Annotated in this window: 13 protein-coding genes; 6 read left to right on the top strand and 7 right to left on the bottom strand. The window is 70.8% G+C overall.

Annotated features, from left to right (window positions below; genetic code table 11):
* The 4 genes from rho to lysA form a co-directional block, all read right to left on the bottom strand.
* A complete protein-coding gene (gene rho, locus RIF65_RS08905; protein WP_309065170.1) occupies positions 1 to 2001 on the bottom strand; it encodes a transcription termination factor Rho in 2001 nt (666 codons plus the stop codon).
* Positions 2002 to 2164: 163 nt separating this feature from the next.
* Entirely contained in the window at positions 2165 to 3127 is a 963-nt protein-coding gene (thrB, locus tag RIF65_RS08900; protein WP_309065296.1) for a homoserine kinase, read from the bottom strand.
* Between the two features lie 29 nt (positions 3128 to 3156).
* Positions 3157 to 4461: a homoserine dehydrogenase gene (locus tag RIF65_RS08895; protein ID WP_309065169.1), complete on the bottom strand. Its 1305-nt coding sequence runs from the start codon at positions 4459 to 4461 to the stop codon at positions 3157 to 3159.
* 75 nt (positions 4462 to 4536) lie between these two features.
* On the bottom strand, positions 4537 to 5940 hold the full coding sequence (gene lysA, locus RIF65_RS08890; RefSeq protein WP_375142142.1) for a diaminopimelate decarboxylase: 1404 nt from the start codon (positions 5938 to 5940) through the stop codon (positions 4537 to 4539).
* 127 nt (positions 5941 to 6067) lie between these two features.
* Here lysA and RIF65_RS08885 point away from each other — a divergent pair, with 127 nt between their 5' ends.
* Complete coding sequence (locus RIF65_RS08885; protein WP_309065167.1) at positions 6068 to 7162, top strand: YihY/virulence factor BrkB family protein; 1095 nt, start codon at positions 6068 to 6070, stop codon at positions 7160 to 7162.
* On the opposite strand, the gene RIF65_RS08880 is transcribed toward RIF65_RS08885, so the two are convergent.
* The 3 genes from RIF65_RS08880 to RIF65_RS08870 all read right to left on the bottom strand — a co-directional run bounded on the left by RIF65_RS08880 (position 7154) and on the right by RIF65_RS08870 (position 10732).
* The gene (locus RIF65_RS08880) at positions 7154 to 7918 is read right to left on the bottom strand and encodes an LmeA family phospholipid-binding protein (RefSeq protein ID WP_309065166.1); all 765 of its coding nucleotides are present in this window, start codon (positions 7916 to 7918) and stop codon (positions 7154 to 7156) included. The two genes, RIF65_RS08885 and RIF65_RS08880, sit on opposite strands and share 9 nt — an antisense overlap.
* A complete protein-coding gene (argS, locus tag RIF65_RS08875; RefSeq protein ID WP_309065165.1) occupies positions 7915 to 9579 on the bottom strand; it encodes an arginine--tRNA ligase in 1665 nt (554 codons plus the stop codon). Before argS ends, RIF65_RS08880 begins: the two co-directional genes overlap by 4 nt.
* A gap of 169 nt (positions 9580 to 9748) precedes the next feature.
* Complete coding sequence (locus RIF65_RS08870; protein WP_309065164.1) at positions 9749 to 10732, bottom strand: N-acetylglucosamine kinase; 984 nt, start codon at positions 10730 to 10732, stop codon at positions 9749 to 9751.
* An 89-nt stretch (positions 10733 to 10821) separates the two neighbouring features.
* Between RIF65_RS08870 and RIF65_RS08865 the strand changes: the two genes are divergently transcribed.
* The 5 genes from RIF65_RS08865 to RIF65_RS08845 are packed head-to-tail and all read left to right on the top strand — an operon-like array spanning position 10822 to position 15908.
* Positions 10822 to 11757 carry a MurR/RpiR family transcriptional regulator gene (locus RIF65_RS08865; protein ID WP_309065163.1) on the top strand — a complete coding sequence of 312 codons (936 nt, stop codon included), beginning with the start codon at positions 10822 to 10824 and terminating at the stop codon, positions 11755 to 11757.
* Positions 11754 to 12506 carry an SIS domain-containing protein gene (locus RIF65_RS08860; RefSeq protein ID WP_309065162.1) on the top strand — a complete coding sequence of 251 codons (753 nt, stop codon included), beginning with the start codon at positions 11754 to 11756 and terminating at the stop codon, positions 12504 to 12506. The genes RIF65_RS08865 and RIF65_RS08860 overlap by 4 nt, the downstream gene beginning before the upstream one ends.
* A gap of 50 nt (positions 12507 to 12556) precedes the next feature.
* Complete coding sequence (gene ngcE, locus RIF65_RS08855) at positions 12557 to 13975, top strand: N-acetylglucosamine/diacetylchitobiose ABC transporter substrate-binding protein (RefSeq protein WP_309065161.1); 1419 nt, start codon at positions 12557 to 12559, stop codon at positions 13973 to 13975.
* On the top strand, positions 13972 to 14988 hold the full coding sequence (locus RIF65_RS08850) for a carbohydrate ABC transporter permease (protein WP_309065160.1): 1017 nt from the start codon (positions 13972 to 13974) through the stop codon (positions 14986 to 14988). Before ngcE ends, RIF65_RS08850 begins: the two co-directional genes overlap by 4 nt.
* Positions 14985 to 15908 carry a carbohydrate ABC transporter permease gene (locus RIF65_RS08845; RefSeq protein ID WP_309065159.1) on the top strand — a complete coding sequence of 308 codons (924 nt, stop codon included), beginning with the start codon at positions 14985 to 14987 and terminating at the stop codon, positions 15906 to 15908. The genes RIF65_RS08850 and RIF65_RS08845 overlap by 4 nt, the downstream gene beginning before the upstream one ends.
* Positions 15909 to 16035: the final 127 nt, after the last annotated feature.

Genomic DNA, 16035 nt, shown 5'->3' with positions numbered 1-16035 from the left:
TCAGCGGATGTTGTTCTCGTGACCGTGGCCGGCGCCTGCCGTCGGCGGCGCCGGGATCGACTTCTGCATCTGGAACAGGAACTCGACGTTAGAGCCGGTCTCCTTCAGCTTGCCGAGCACGACCTCCAGCGCCTGCTGCGGATCGAGTCCCGCGAGCGCACGACGCAGCTTCCAGGTGATCTTGACCTCGTCCGGCGACAGCAGCATCTCCTCGCGGCGGGTGCTCGACGCGTTCACGTCGACCGCAGGGAAGATCCGCTTGTCGGCCAGCTGGCGCGACAGCCGAAGCTCGCTGTTGCCGGTGCCCTTGAACTCCTCGAAGATGACCTCGTCCATCTTGGAGCCGGTCTCGACGAGCGCGGTGGCGAGGATGGTCAGCGACCCGCCGTTCTCGATGTTGCGCGCCGCGCCGAAGAAGCGCTTCGGCGGGTACAGCGCCGACGCGTCGACGCCGCCGGTGAGCACGCGGCCGGATGCCGGGGCCGAGATGTTGTACGCACGGCCGAGGCGCGTGATCGAGTCGAGCAGCACGACCACGTCGCGGCCCAGCTCGACCAGTCGCTTGGCGCGCTCGATGGCGAGCTCGGCGACCGTGGTGTGGTCCTCGGCAGGACGGTCGAAGGTGGAGGCGATGACCTCGCCCTTCACCGAGCGCTGCATGTCGGTGACCTCTTCGGGGCGCTCGTCGACGAGCACGACCATGAGGTGCACCTCGGGGTTGTTCTGCGCGATCGCGTTCGCGATCTGCTGCAGCACGATCGTCTTGCCCGCCTTCGGCGGCGCGACGATCAGGCCGCGCTGGCCCTTCCCGATCGGGGCGACCAGGTCGATGATGCGCTGCGTGAGCTTCTCCGGCGCGGTCTCCAGGCGCAGGCGCTCCTGCGGGTACAGCGGGGTCAGCTTGCCGAACTCGACGCGGGTGCCCGCGTCCTCCGGCGACAGGCCGTTGATCGAGTCGACCTTGACCAGCGCGTTGTACTTCTGCCGGCCCTGCTGCTCGCCCTCGCGGGGCTGCTTGATGGCGCCGACGATGGCGTCGCCCTTGCGCAGGTTGTACTTTTTCACCTGCCCGAGCGACACGTACACGTCGCTTGCACTGGCGAGGTAGCCGGTGGTGCGCACGAACGCGTAGTTGTCGAGCACGTCGAGGATGCCGGCGATCGGGATGAGGACGTCGTCCTCGCCGATCTCGGTCTCGAATTCGTCGGCGGTGAGGTTGCCTCCACCGCGGCGCTTGTTGCGCTGGCGGGTGCGGCCCGAGCTCTGCTCCTCTTCGACCGGTGCGGTGTCCTGGCCTGCGCCGTTGCCGCCGCTCTGACCGTTGCCGTCCTTGCCGCGGCCGCGGCTGCGGCTGCGGTTGCGGCCTCGTCCCCGGCCGGTGCCCTCGCCCTCGCCGGACTCGCCGTCCTGGCCGGCATCGGAGCGCTCGGATGCCGGAGCCTGCTGCTCCTGGGGCGCGGGGGCGCTCTGGGCGTCGCCGGCGTTGTCCGCCTCGGGCGCGGCGTCGCCCGACTTGGCGCGGCGGCCGCGCGCGGGGCGCTTGGCCGGCTCCGCGGCGGTGTCGTCGGCGCCGGACTCGGCACCGGCGTCGGCGGGCGCCGATGCCGGCTCGGTGTCGGATGCCGCGGCGCGGGAGGCGCGCTTGCGGGCGGGCTTCTTGGCCGGCTCCGCCCCGGTGGCGGCGTCGGCGCCGGCGGTGTCGCCGGCGGCGGGCGCGGACTCGGCGCCCTCGGCTTCCGCCTTCTTGGCGCGCGTGCGGCGCGGCGTCTTCGCCTTCGGCGCGTCCTCGGCGCCGCTCGCGGACTCGGCCGCGGGTGCGTCGCCTGCCGCGGCAGGAGCGTCGTTCACGGGCGCGGCAGCGCTCTCGGTCGCGGCAGCGGTGGACGCCGACGTCGCACGGCGCGGGGCGCGCTTGCGGGCCGGCGCGACGGCGACGGCCTCGGGGGCTGCGGCCTCAGCGGCGGCAGGGGTGTCGTTCTGGGTCTCGGAGAAATTCTCCACGAGTACTCCCTCATATGTCGTGGGAACGAGCAATCCGGAAACGTGCAGCAGATGCTGCGCGCATCACACGCGCGGGCGCCGAGCGCCTGACGGCCAGCACCACGGAAGTTCTGGGGATCGCGTGCGGATTTCGCAGAAGTGCGACGGGGCGAGATTCACGAAGTTACGTGGAGCCCTCCGCTCGATCCCTTACTGTACCACCCAACACGTCGACGGCGAGCATGTGCGCCTCCCACGGTGTGTCCGTGACGGCGTCCGCCACCTCCACCGCCGCCTGTCGTGCGGCGGGACCGTCCGCCAGGACCAGCACGCTTGGCCCGGCGCCGGAGACGACAGCGGCGAACCCGGCGGCGCGCAGCTCCTGCACCAGCCGCAGCGTCTCCGGCATGGCCGCGCCTCGGTAGTCCTGGTGCAGACGGTCGTCGGTGGCGTCCAGCAGCAGCTCCGGGCTCTGGGTGAGCGCAGCGACGAGCAGCGCGGAGCGCGACACGTTGAACACGGCGTCCTCACGCGGCACCTGATGGGGCTGCAGCGAGCGCGCCAGGGACGTCGACATCGTGAAGCCGGGGACGAACACCAGCGGCGCGACACCGCGGTGCACCAGCAGCTTCTTGTGCTGCGGGCCGCGCTCCCCCGTCCAGGCGATGGTGAGCCCGCCGAACAGTGCGGGTGCGACGTTGTCGGGGTGCCCCTCCAGCTCCGTGGCCAGGCGCAGCAGCGCGTCGTCGTCGAGGTCCACGTCGCCGGCGAGCAGACCCTTCGCAATCAGGACCCCGGCGGTCACCGCGGCGCCCGACGAGCCGAGCCCGCGGCCGTGCGGGACGCCGTTCTCGGCGTGGATGCGCAGGCCCGGCATCCGCCGCCCGGCGTCGGCGTACACGTGCGCGATGGAGCGGACGACCAGGTTGCCGGCGTCGCGCGGGATCTCCTCCGCCCCGGAGCCGGTGACCTCGATCTCGAGGCGGTCGTCGTCGAAGGAGGACACGGTCAGCGAGTCGTAGATGCTCAGCGCCAGCCCGAGGGTGTCGAACCCGGGGCCGAGGTTGGCGCTGGTGGCCGGAACGGTGACGGTCACGGTGCGCAGCGCGTCCTCGACGGTGCGCGCCTCGACGGACGCCGGCGCCATCTCGGCGGGGACGACGGTGACTCCCACTCTCATTCCCCCTCGACGCGCAGCACCGACAGGACCCGCTCGACGACGTCGCTCTCGGCGAGCCGCTCGACGGTGGCGCTCAGCGCGCTGTCCGCGGCGCGGTGCGTGCCCACGATGAGGCGTGCGGTGTCGCCGTCCTCGCCCTCCACGGTCTGCACCAGGGTCGCGACCGACACGCCTCCTTCGCTCAGGATGCCGGCGATGGTGGCGAGCACTCCCGGCTCGTCGTCGACCTCGAGCGTGATCTGGTACCGGGTGGTGACGTGTCCGATGGACACCACCGGGAGGTTGGCGCGGGTGGACTCGCCGACGCCGACCCCGCCGGCGATGTGGCGGCGGGCGGCGGAGACGACGTCGCCGAGCACCGCGGACGCGGTCTGCACGCCGCCCGCGCCCGCGCCGTAGAACATCAGCGACCCGGCGGCCTCGGCCTCGACGAACACGGCGTTGTTCGCACCGTGCACCGACGCCAGCGGGTGCGTGCGCGGGATCAGCGCGGGGTACACGCGCACCGAGATGGACTCGCCGCCGTCGACGCCGATGCGCTCGCACACGGCCAGCAGCTTGATGACGAAGCCGGCCTCGCGGGCCTCCTCGATCATGTCGGCGGTGATGGAGGTGATCCCCTCGCGGTGGACGGCGTCCAGCGGGACCGCGGTGTGGAACGCGAGGCTGGCGAGGATCGCGGCCTTCTGCGCGGCGTCGTAGCCCTCCACGTCGGCGGTCGGGTCGGCTTCGGCGTAGCCGAGTCGCTGCGCGTCGGCGAGGACGTCGGCGAAGTCGGCGCCCTCGCTGTCCATCCGGTCCAGGATGTAGTTCGTGGTGCCGTTGACGATGCCCATGATGCGCACCACGCGGTCGCCGGCGAGCGAGTCGCGCAGCGGACGGATGATCGGGATCGCACCGGCGGCGGCCGCCTCGTAGTACACCGACGCGCCCACCCGGTCGGCGGCCTCGAACACCTCGGGGCCGTGCGTCGCCAGCAGCGCCTTGTTCGCGGTGACCACGTCGGCGCCGGAGCCCAGCCCCAGCAGGATGTGCGAGCGCGCCGGCTCGATGCCGCCCATCAGCTCGATCACGATGTCGGCGCCGGTGATCAGGGTCTCCGCGTCGGTGGTGAAGAGCTCGCGGGGCAGCTCGACATCACGCGGGGCGTCGACGTCGCGCACCGCGATGCCGGCGAGCTCCAGGCGGGCGCCGGCCCGGTCCGCGAGCTCGTCGCCGTGGCGCAGCAGCAGGGATGCCACCTGCGATCCCACCGCCCCCGCCCCCAGCAGCGCCACGCGAAGTCGTCGGTAGTCAGTCATCTGCACTCCTCAGCATGTCGGTCGTGTCGTGGGGCCGGGAGGGCGCGCTCGCGCCTCCCGCCTGCCGGCCCCGCGTCACCGCTCGAACCCGGCGTCGCGCGCCAGCAGATCGGCGATCGTCTCGCCCCGCACGATGACGCGGGCGGCGCCGTCGGCGACGGCCACCAGCGGCGGACGCGGGACGTGGTTGTAGTTGCTGGACAGCGGCGCGCAGTACGCGCCGGTCGCAGGGACGGCCAGCAGGTCGCCGGGCGTCACGTCGCCCGGGAGGTACTCATGGTCGACGACGATGTCGCCCGATTCGCAGTGCTTGCCGACCACGCGCGCCAGCACCGGCTCGTCGGCGCCGGTGCGCGACGCCAGCCGGGCGGAGTACGCCGCGCCGTACAGGGCGGTGCGAGCGTTGTCGCTCATCCCGCCGTCCACGCTCACGTAGCGGCGGATGCCGGCCTCGAGCGCGACGTCTTTGATCGTCCCGACCTCGTACACGGTCACACCTGCGTTGCCGACGATGGCACGACCGGGTTCGAACGACAGCGCCGGCACGGGGATGCCGCGAGCGGCGCACCCCTCCGCGACGGCGGCGATGATGCCCTCCGCGAGCTCCTCGATCGGGGTGGGGTCGTCGACCCGGGTGTAGGCGATGCCGAAGCCGCCGCCCAGGTTCAGCTGCGGGACGTCACCGCCCTCGAGCAGCTGCTCGTGCAGGTCGAGCACACGCGCCGCGGATTCCCGGAACCCGGCGACGCCGAAGATCTGGGATCCGATGTGGCAGTGCAGCCCCGCGAACTCCAGACCCGGCACGGCGCGGATGCGGGCGACCGCGGCGGCCGCATCGACGAGCGGGAAGCCGAACTTCTGGTCCTCGTGGGCGGTGGCGAGGAAGTCGTGCGTCTCAGCGTGCACGCCGCTGTTGACCCGCAGCAGCACCCGCTGCGTGCGGCCGACGCGCGCGGTGATCGCCGCGAGCCGCTCGATCTCGATCTCGCTGTCGACGATGATCGTGCCGACACCGGCGTCGACGGCGCGCTCCAGCTCCGCCGCGGACTTGTTGTTGCCGTGGAAGCCGATGCTGCCGGCATCCGCCCCGCCGGCCAGCGCCACCTCCAGCTCGCCGCCGGTGCAGACGTCGATGTTGAGGCCCTCGTCGAGCACCCAACGCACGATCGCCGTGTTCAGCAGCGCCTTGCCCGCGTAGTAGATCCGGGCGGTGGTGCCGTGGGCGTGCGCCGCGACACGGAACGCGTCGCGCAGGCGGGCGGCGCGGGTGCACACCTCCGCCTCGTCGATCACGAGGAGGGGCGTGCCGTGGATGCGCGCCAGCTCGCCGAGGGCGACGCCGCCGATGACGATCTGCCCCTCCTCGTCGCGGTGGGCCGACGCCGGCCACACTGACGCGACCAGGTCGTTCGCGTCGTCGGGCACCGCGAGCCAGGCCGGGGCGTACGAGGGAGCGGCGGAATGCACGGAGCGGGGCACCAATCGTGAAGGGTTTCTCGCCGGATGACGGGTGCGACGAGGCTGACCCCGATTCTAGGGCACCGTCCGCGCGGGCGATGTCAACCCCTCCGGCCCGCACGGGAGCGCCTGGCTAGGGTGAGGGATCATGAAGTCGGCTGGATCGGAGAAGGCGGGATTCCTTCCGCGCACGATGGCGGCGGTGGTCCGCCGGGCGCTGAGATGGCGGATCGTGCGAGCGGCGCTGCTGTACACCGAACGACGCGGCCCGGTGCTCGCTGACGCGGTGACCTACCGCGCGCTGTTCAGCGTGTTCGCCGGTGTTCTGCTGGGATTCTCGATCGCCGCGCTGTGGCTCACCGGCGACGACGTGGCCTGGACGGCCGTCGTCTCGGCCGTGGACTCCGCGGTACCGGGGCTCATCAAGACCGACGACGGTGGCGGCGGGGTGGTCGACCTGGACAGCATCCGCGCGCCCGCCGGGCTGTCGATCGCCGGGATCATCTCGCTCGTCGCCCTGATCGGATCGGCGCTGGGCGCCATCGGCTCGCTGCGCATCGCGATCCGCACGATGGCCGGCACGATGACCATCGACGTGGCGTGGTACCTGGTGGTGCTGCGCAACCTGACGCTGTCGCTCATCATCGCGGGCACGTTCGTCGCCTCGGCGGCGATCACGTTCACCGGCGAGCTGCTCGTGAAGTGGTTCGCGGGCCTGGTGGGCCTGCCCGAGGATTCCACCGTGGTCTTCTGGTCGGTGCGGGTGCTGTCGTTGCTGGTCGTGTTCGCGCTGAACGCTGTGCTCATCGCCGTCGCCTTCCGGATGCTGTCGGGGCTGCGCCCGTCGGCACGCTCCCTCTGGTTCGGCGCCGCGCTCGGTGCGGTCGCCCTGCTGGTGCTGCAGGAGCTGTCCAGCCTGTTCGTCGGCGGAGCGAAGTCGAACCCGCTGCTCGCGTCGTTCGCGTCGCTGCTGGCGCTGCTGCTGTGGCTGAACCTGTCGACGCAGGTCATCCTGCTCGCCAGCGCGTTCATCTCCGTCGGCGTCGATGAGGAGCACGACAGGGTCGCCGAGCGCTACGGCGCCCAGACCCTCGCGGAGCACGCGCTGCGGCGCGCGGAGCAGGACGTCAGGACGGCGACCGAGACACTGCGCACCGCGCAGGCGGCGGTGGCGAAGGAGCGCGGTGAGGATCCGGCGCCCGACGGCGACCGGCCGGCCGCGCGGCCGGAGCCGTCAGCCTGAGCAGGTGCCGTTCTCGAGCAGAGCGGGATCGACCGCGATGCGCCCGTCGGCGGCGATGTCGATGACGGCGCGCTCACCGTCGACACGCAGCCCGGTCAGGGTGATCCCCGCGGGGAGCCGGTCGGCGATGCACAGCCGCTGCGTGTCGGTGAGCCGCGCGCCCGCCGCGCCGAGCAGAGAGCCGAGTCGCTGCAGGTCGATCTCGTTGCCCGCGAGGGACGCCGACACCGGGGTGAGCAGCAGCTCCCCGGCATCCGCTCCCGGCGTCGCCGTGAGGCCGACCGGCACCGCCCTGCCGAGCACGTCGACGCTGCCGGTGACGGTGACGTTCGGCTCGTCGAGCGCGATCTCGTCGATCGGGAGCTCCGAGCCCGCCAGCAGCGCCTGCAGCTGCGCCTGATCGATGGAGACCGTGCCGGACGCCGAGCCGAGCTCCCCGCCGGAGACCGGCACGTCAGTCGCGGTGACGTCCGCGGACCCGGTGACGCCGCCGAGCGTGACCTTCCCGGACGCGAGGTGCAGCTGGTCGAGACGGCCGGCGATCAGCTGCGGGAGCAGGATGCCGGAGACCTCGACGTCCAGCTGCTGGTCGGCGGGGAGGTCGAGCTGCTCGATGACGATCGAGCGCACGATGCCGGGGACGATCGCGCGCGCCGCGACTTCGGCGGCGACGACGAGCGCGGCGACCACCGCGAGCACGACGACGAGGGCGATCCAGGGCCGCCTCCTGCGTGCGGTGCGCGCCGTTGCGGTCACATCCGCTCCGGCGCCGACACGCCGAGCAGGGCGAGGCCGTTGCGCAGCACCTGTCCGGTGGCGTCGTTGAGCCACAGTCGGGTGCGGTGCACGGTCTCGATCGGCTCGTCGCCCTTCGGGATCACGCGGCAGTTGTCGTACCAGCGGTGGTACAGGCCGGCGAGCTCCTCGAGGTAGCGGGCGACCCGGTGCGGTTCGCGCACCTCGGCGGCGAAGCCCACGATCCGCGGGAACTCCTGCAGCGCGCCGAGCAGCGCGCTCTCGGTCTCGTGGGTGAGCAGCTCGGGAGCGAACTCCGACCGGTCCACGCCCGAGTCGACCGCGTTGCGCGCCACGTTGTGGGTGCGGGCGTGCGCGTACTGCACGTAGAACACCGGGTTGTCGTTGGTGCGTTTCTGCAGCAGCTCAGGATCGAGGGCGAGCGGCGAATCGGCCGGGTAGCGCTCCAGCGAGTAGCGCAGCGCGTCGGTGCCGAGCCACTCCCGCAGGTCGTCCATCTCGATGATGTTGCCGGCCCGCTTGGACAGCCGGGCGCCGCCGACCGACACCAGTTGGCCGATGAGCACCTCGATGTCCTTGTCCGGGTCGTCGCCCGCCGCGCCGGCGAGGGCCTTGAGGCGGTGCACGTAGCCGTGGTGGTCGGCGCCGAGCAAGTAGATCTTGTGCTCGAAGCCGCGGTCGCCCTTGTCGAGGTAGTACGCCGCGTCGGCCGCGAAGTAGGTATACTCGCCGTTGGAGCGGCGGATCACGCGGTCCTTGTCATCGCCGAAGTCGGTGGTGCGCACCCACACCGCGTCGTCCCGGTCGAACACGTGCCCCTGGGCGCGCAGGCGGTCCACGGCCCGGTCGACCAGACTCGTGCCGTCCTCCCGTTTGGCGTGCAGCTCGCGCTCGGAGAACCACACGTCGAAGTGCACGTTGAACTTCGCCAGCGACTCCTTCTGCTCGGCGAGCTGGTACTCGTAGCCGAGTTCGCGGGCGACGAGCAGCTGCTCGGCGTCGGGGAGGTCGAGGAAGACGGGTCGCGCGGCGATCACGCGCTGGGCGAGGTCGGCGATGTAGCTGCCGACGTAGCCGCCCTCGGGGGTCGGCTCGCCCTTGGCCGCGGCGACGATCGAGGCGGCGAAACGCTCCATCTGGGCGCCGGCGTCGTTGATGTAGAACTCCCGTGCCACGGTGGCGCCGGAGGCCGCGAGCAGCCGGGCGATCGCGTCGCCGAGCGCCGCCCAGCGGGTGTGCCCGATGTGCAGCGGCCCGGTCGGGTTGGCGCTGACGAACTCGACGTTGATCGAGCGGCCCGCCTGGGAGTCGTTGCTGCCGTACGCCGGCCCGGCGTCGACGATCGTCTTCGCCAGCGCACCGGCGGCTCCGGCCTCGAGCCGGATGTTGATGAACCCGGGTCCGGCGACCTCGACGGCGGCGACGCCGTCGATCGCGCCGAGCGCACCGGCGATCTCGTCGGCCAACTCGCGCGGGCTGGTGCCGAGCCGCTTCGCGAGGCGCATCGCGATGTTCGTCGCCCAGTCGCCGTGCTCGCGGTTGCGGGGGCGGTCGAGGACGATGTCGGATGGCGTGAGGCCCAGATCCTCGTCCGGACGTCGACGCGCCGCGATCGGTTCGAGAACGTCGAGGACGGCTGTGGAGAGGGATTCGGGGCTCATAGATGCTCCAGTCTAGTTGCCGGCGCCGCGTCGCCCTGGCCGCCGGGCGGCCGTTCACAACTCAGGAGATACCGGGGCTTCCGGTCCGCGAACCCGTGTTCGCGCGCCGATTCGGCCAGGATCTCCTGAGTTGTGCACACTCGGCTGCCGGCGTCCGCCGCGTCCCCGCTCAGCGCAGCTCGGCCAGCGTCTCCGTCAGGGTCCGCAGCGTCTGCTCGTCGGCACGCGCTCCCGCCCCGCGCAGGGCGAGGAACGCGGCGCCCACCGCCCCGTCGCCGACCGGGCGGATGTCGAGCCGCTTGGCCGCCTCGCCGAGCCGGGCGCGGAATGCGTCCTGCACCGGACCGCTGCGCGCGAGCACGCTGCCGCCGACGACGAGCGGGCCCGGCGCGGTGAGCACGGCGGACAGCGTGTCGGCGAGGTGGGTGCCCGCCTGCTCCAGGATCGCCGCGGCGACGGCATCCGGTTCGGCGAACGCGTACGGCGCGAGCGCTGCCAGCTCGATCGGCGCATGGGCGTACAGCACCTCGACGAGGCGCCCCAGCTCCTGCGGCCTGCCCTCGTCGATCACCGTGGTGCGCGGGATGCCGTAGTGCCCGAGCACGTGGTCGGTGAGGGCGGTGGCGGGCCCGGTGGAATCGAGGTCCTGGACGGCGGCCATGGCCACGGCGTGACCGATCCAGAATCCGCTGCCGCGGTCGCCCAGCAGCCAGCCGAGCCCGTCGCCGGTGCCGTCGATACGCCCGTCCTGCACGCGCACCACGCACGCGCCGGTGCCCGAAACCAGCGCGTAGCCGAACGGTGCGGCCGAGCCGCTGAAGTACGCCGCCAGCAGGTCGGATTCGAAGGCGAGACGACCGGTGAAGCCGGCGGCGGCGAGCGGTCCGTGCAGCCAGGCGACACCCCCGGTCGCTCGCATGCCCGCCATGGCGGCGGTCACCGCGGACACCTCGGCAAGCTGCCGCCCGGCGGGCTCCAGCGCGCGACACACCGCGTCGAGGACGCCCTGCGCGGCGCGTTCAGGGCCGGCGGAGACGGGGTTGCCCCGGCCGCCCACCCCGTAGCCGAGGCACCGTCCGGCGCTGTCCACGAGCACCGCCCTGGTCGAGGTGCCGCCGGCGTCGATCCCCACCAGGAGCGATTCGTGACTCATTCGTGATGCGCTCCTATTTGACGTTTTCGTCGCATGAGAATAGTTTTCATCCCAACGGGGAGAGCTCCCCGGGGCAACAGGAGGCAATGGTGCCACGGTCCAGTGACAACGGCAACGGGATGACGATCGCCCGGCGCATCGCCGCGCGCCGCCGCTCGATGCCGACGGCGATGAGCAAGATCGCGGATGTCGTCACCGAGCACCCCGCCGCGCCGGTCGAGCTGACCATCACCGAGCTCGCGGACCGCGCCGGCACCTCCCCCGCCACCGTCACCCGCTTCTGCCGGGCGCTCGGCTTCGACGGCTACACCCAGTTCCGGGTCGGCGTCGCCAGCGAGATCGGCCGCGGCGATGCGGACGAGAGCTGGCAGGCCGACATCGGCCAGGAGTTCGCGCCCGACGACGAGCCGGGCAAGGTGCTGCAGACCCTTGTCGCCCTGCACGTGGAGAGCCTGGAGTCCACCGCCGCGAAGCTCGACCTCGATCTCGTGCTGCGCGTGGCCGATGCGATCGCCACCAGCCGCCACGTGGACATCTACGGCGTCGGCGGCAGCGGCGTCATCGCCAGGGAGTTCCAGGGGCGGCTGTACCGCATCGGGGTCAGCGCGCACGCCTGGTCGGACGTCCACGACGGACTCACCAGCGCGGTGCTGCAGAACGCCGACTCCGTGGCGATCGGCATCTCCAGCACCGGCCGCACCGAGGAGACCGTGCAGATGCTGTCGCAGGCCGGCGCGTCCGGTGCGTTCACCGTGGCCATCACGCACGATGCGGAATCGTGGCTGGCGGGCCTCGCGGACGTGGCCCTCGCCACCGCAGCGCCGACCAGGTACCTGCGCCCGGACGACCTGTCGGTGAAGCACTCCCAGCTGCTCGTGCTGGACCTGCTGTACCTGCTGGTGGCGCAGCAGATGTTCGCCGCTGCGTCCACCCGACTCGCGGCGAGCGCCATGGCGGTCTCCGCCCACCGGCGTCCCGCCCGCGCCCCGAAGCCCACCGCCCACCTCCAGGAGGAGAGTCGATGACCGCAACCCCCACTGATCTGCTGCGCGAGGCGACCACCCGTCTCGAGCGGCTGGCGAGCGACGCCGAGGCCGGCGCCCTCGACCGTGCCGTGTCCTTGCTCGTGGGCGCCCTCGACGCCGGCGGCGTGATCCACGCCTTCGGCACCGGGCACTCCGAGGCGTTCGCGATGGAGATCGCGGGCCGCGCGGGCGGGCTGATCCCGACGAACCGCATCGCGCTGCGCGACATCGTGCTGCACGGCGAGCGCACCGTCGACGTCCTCACCGGATCGCTGGAGCGCGAGCCGTGGGTGGTCGACGAGCTGATGGCGACGGTGCCGGTCGGAGAAGGCGACGTGTTCGTGATCGCGTCGAACTCCGGCGTGAACGGCTCGATCGTCGGCGCCGCACTGTGGGCGAAGGAGCGCGGGCATGCCGTCATCGCGGTCACGAGCCTGGAGCACACCGCGCGCGTCGAGCCGAAGCATCCCAGCGGCAAGCGGCTCAGCGAGGTGGCCGACGTCGTCATCGACAACCTCGCCCCGTACGGCGACGTGACTCTCGAGGTGGCGGACGGCATCTCCGCCGGCGCGATCTCGTCGATCACCGCCGCGTTCATCGCCCAGCTGCTGACGCTGGGCGTGGCCCGCACCATCGCCGAGCGCGGCGAGACGCCCCCGATGTACATCTCCGCGAACATCCCCGGCGGCGACGAGCACAACTCCGTGCTCGAGGACCGCTACGCCGGTCGCATCCGGCGCGGCGCCTGACGCCCACTGAGACCCACCCCCGAACCCACATCACAACGGAAGGTATGAAGATGGAACCCAACGAAGCATCCATCAGCCGGCGTGGCCTGCTGCGCGGCGCGGCCGCTGCAGCGATGCTGCTGCCGTTCGGCATGACCCTGGCATCCTGCGCCGCACCCGGCGGAGGCGGCGGGAACGCCGGCCCGAAGGGCGAGGTCACCGCCGACAACCCGTTCGGCGTCGCGGCGAACTCGAAGGTCGACGCGGTCATCTTCAACGGCGGCTACGGCGTGGACTACGTCGAGAACGCTGCGAAGATCATGGAGGGCAACGAGGCGCTGGAAGGCGTCACCGTCAAGGTCTCGCCCTCCACCAAGATCGCGCAGGAGCTGCAGCCCCGGTTCGTGGGCGGCAACCCGCCGGACCTGATCGACAACTCCGGTGCGAACTCGATCGGCTGGAACACCATCCTCGACCAGCTCGAAGAGCTCGATGACGTCCTCGACGCCAAGAACCTCGAGGGCGAGACGATCCGCGACACGCTGTTCGCCGGCGTCGAGGCCCCCGGCACGTTCGACGGCAAGTTCAAGGCCCTGAACTACGTGATGACCGTGTACGGCATCTGGTACTCGGCCAGCCTGTTCGAGCAGAACGGCTGGAAGGTGCCGACCAGCTGGCAGGACCTGCCGGCGCTGGGCGCGGCGGCCAAGGAGAAGGGCAAGTACCTGTTCCTGTGGGGCAAGGAGGCCGCGACCTACTACCAGACGATGGTGGTCGACTCGGCGGTCATCCAGGCCGGCGACGACGTGCGGATCCCGCTCGAGAACCTCGAGGAGGGCTGCTGGTCGCACCCGGCGATCCAGGGCGTGCTCGAGGTGCTGCACGAGCTGATCACCTCCGGCTACGTCAAGCCGGGCGGATCGGGCACGCAGTTCACCGAGGCGCAGGCGCAGTGGAGCAACAAGCAGGAGGCGCTGCTGTACCCCTCGGGCTCGTGGATCGAGAACGAGATGAAGTCGCAGACCGCCGAGGGCTTCAAGATGATGGGCATCGCCGAGCTGCCGCTGGACGGCAACCAGTCGACGCCCAAGGGCACCATGCGCGCCGAGGCCGGCGAGCCGTTCATCGTCCCCTCCAACAGCAAGAACCCCGCGGGCGGCAAGGAGCTGCTGCGGACCATGCTGTCGAAGGAGTCGGCGACCGCGTTCGCGAAGGAGAAGCTCGCGCCGACCATCGTCAAGGGCACCGTGCCCGAGGACGGCTTCGGCTCCACCGCGCTGCAGTCGCAGGGCAAGCTGCTCGCGGAGGCCGGCGAGAACGTCTTCACGATCAAGTCGTTCAACCTGTACGGGATGAACTCCGACCAGCTGCCGATCTGGAACTCGTTCCTCGACGGCAAGATGGACGTGGCCACCATCACCAAGCAGCTGCAGGACCTGACCGACAAGATCCGCAACGACGACTCCGTCACGAAGATCGAGATCAAATGAGCGGCGCGGGAACGGATGCGGTACTCGATACCGTCGCCGTGACCGCCACGAAGGCGGGGCGCCGCAGGGCGCCCCGCCCCCGGCGGCGCAAGCTGACGCTCGATTATGTGTCGTTCCTGCTGGTGTTCCTGGGTCTGCCGGTCGCGATCTTCCTGGTGTTCGTGATCTCGCCGTTCATCCAGGCGGTCTACTACTCGATGACCAACTGGACCGGCTTCTCGCCGAACATGGCGTTCGTCGGCCTGAACAACTTCGTCAGGCTGTTCCAGGACCCCACCTTCGTGAAAGCGATGGGGAACAACATCCTGCTCGCGGTGCTCGTACCGCTGATCACGCTCACCATCGCCCTCATCTTCGCGAGCATGATCACCGTCGGCGGTCCCAGCAGCGGCCAGGTCCGCGGTCTCGGCGGGTCGAGCTTCTACCGCGTGGTGTCGTTCTTCCCGTACGTCATCCCCGCGATCGTGATCGGCATCCTGTGGGCGCTGATCTACTCCCCCGGCGGGCTGCTGAACGGCCTGCTGGGTGCGATCGGCATCGACACGAACGAGTTCGCCTGGCTCGGCGACGAGCGCACCGCGATGGGCGCGTCGATCTTCGTCATCGTGTGGGGCATGGTCGGCTTCTACATGGTGCTGTTCATCGCGGCGATCAAGGGCATCCCCGCTGAGACGTTCGAGGCGGCGCGTCTGGACGGCGCCGGCCGGGTGCGGACGATCTTCTCGATCATTCTCCCGCTGATCCGCGACAACGTGCAGACCGCGTACATCTACATCGGCATCCTCGCCCTCGACGCGTTCGTCTACATGGCGGCGCTGAACGCGACGGGCGGCCCCGCCAACAGCACGCTGGTCATGAGCCAGTACCTGTTCCGGACCGCCTTCGAGAAGGGTCAGTTCGGTCTGGCCAGTGCGATGGGCGTCGTGCTCGCCGTGATCACGCTGCTGTTCGCCGCCGCCGTGTTCGTCGTGAACCGGCTCACCGGCGGCAAGGACGATGGAGGACGCTCATGAGTGACAGCACCTCGACACTCATCGCCGTCGACGCGCGGAGGGCCCGCCAGGAGCGGCGCGCGAAGTCCGAGATCCGCGGGCCGAAGCGCACCACGTCCGACCGCGTGGTCGCCGGTGCCTCGCACGTCGTGCTCACCATCTGGTCGATCATCGTCGTCCTGCCCATGCTGTGGACGCTGTTCAGCTCGTTCAAGTCCACTGGGGAGATCTTCGCGTCGCCGTTCCAGCTGCCGGCCGAGTGGAGCTTCGTCAACTACGTCAACGCCTGGGAGAAGCACAACTTCGGGCAGATGTTCATCAACACGGTGATCGTCGTCGGCGTTGCACTCGTGCTGGTCATGCTTCTCGGCTCGATGTGCGCCTACGTGCTGGCGCGCTTCTCGATCCCCGGCAGCAGGGCGATCTACTACCTGATGCTCGCGGGGCTGACGTTCCCGGTGTTCCTCGCCATCGTGCCGCTGTTCTTCATCCTGCAGGGAATGGGACTGCTGAACACCCTGCCGGGTCTGATCATCACGTACGTGGCGTTCGCACTGCCGTTCACGGTGTTCTTCCTGTTCTCGTTCTTCAAGTCGTTGCCCTACGAGATCCAGGAGGCGGCGTACGTGGACGGTGCGAGCGAGTGGCGCACGTTCTTCCAGGTGATGCTGCCGATGGCCAAGCCCGGGCTCGCCGCCGTCGCGATCCTGAACTTCCTCGGTCTGTGGAACCAGTTCCTCCTGCCGGTGGCGCTGAACACCGACCAGGGGCAGTACGTGCTGTCGCAGGGCATGGCGGCGTTCGCGTCGGCGGCCGGATACGAGGTCGACCAGGGCGCGCTGTTCGCCGCCGTGATCATCACGATCGCGCCGGTGCTGCTGGTGTACATCTTCTTCCAGCGTCAGCTGCAGGGCTCGGTCTCGCAGGGCACCATGAAGTGACCTGACCGCTCCGAATCGCCCCTCCCGCGCACGCGCGTCGGAGGGGCGATTCGCGTCCGGGCTGGCGCGTCGCGCGTGTGCCAACGGGCTTCATCGAGCGAATCCCGACGGGCTTCGTCGAGCGGAT

Source organism: Microbacterium sp. (genome assembly GCF_031180975.1).
GTDB lineage: Bacteria > Actinomycetota > Actinomycetes > Actinomycetales > Microbacteriaceae > Microbacterium.
This window is presented reverse-complemented; position numbering and strand designations above follow the sequence as displayed.

What these genes read in the sequence shown, in the direction of transcription:
- RIF65_RS08850 (WP_309065160.1), top strand. Translation starts at nt 13,972, where the DNA reads ATGAGCGGCGCGGGAACGGATGCGGTACTCGATACCGTCGCCGTGACC.
- RIF65_RS08895 (WP_309065169.1), bottom strand. Translation starts at nt 4,461, where the DNA reads ATGACTGACTACCGACGACTTCGCGTGGCGCTGCTGGGGGCGGGGGCG.
- RIF65_RS08845 (WP_309065159.1), top strand. Translation starts at nt 14,985, where the DNA reads ATGAGTGACAGCACCTCGACACTCATCGCCGTCGACGCGCGGAGGGCC.
- RIF65_RS08870 (WP_309065164.1), bottom strand. Translation starts at nt 10,732, where the DNA reads ATGAGTCACGAATCGCTCCTGGTGGGGATCGACGCCGGCGGCACCTCG.
- RIF65_RS08860 (WP_309065162.1), top strand. Translation starts at nt 11,754, where the DNA reads ATGACCGCAACCCCCACTGATCTGCTGCGCGAGGCGACCACCCGTCTC.
- argS (WP_309065165.1), bottom strand. Translation starts at nt 9,579, where the DNA reads ATGAGCCCCGAATCCCTCTCCACAGCCGTCCTCGACGTTCTCGAACCG.
- ngcE (WP_309065161.1), top strand. Translation starts at nt 12,557, where the DNA reads ATGGAACCCAACGAAGCATCCATCAGCCGGCGTGGCCTGCTGCGCGGC.
- RIF65_RS08885 (WP_309065167.1), top strand. Translation starts at nt 6,068, where the DNA reads ATGAAGTCGGCTGGATCGGAGAAGGCGGGATTCCTTCCGCGCACGATG.
- thrB (WP_309065296.1), bottom strand. Translation starts at nt 3,127, where the DNA reads ATGGCGCCGGCGTCCGTCGAGGCGCGCACCGTCGAGGACGCGCTGCGC.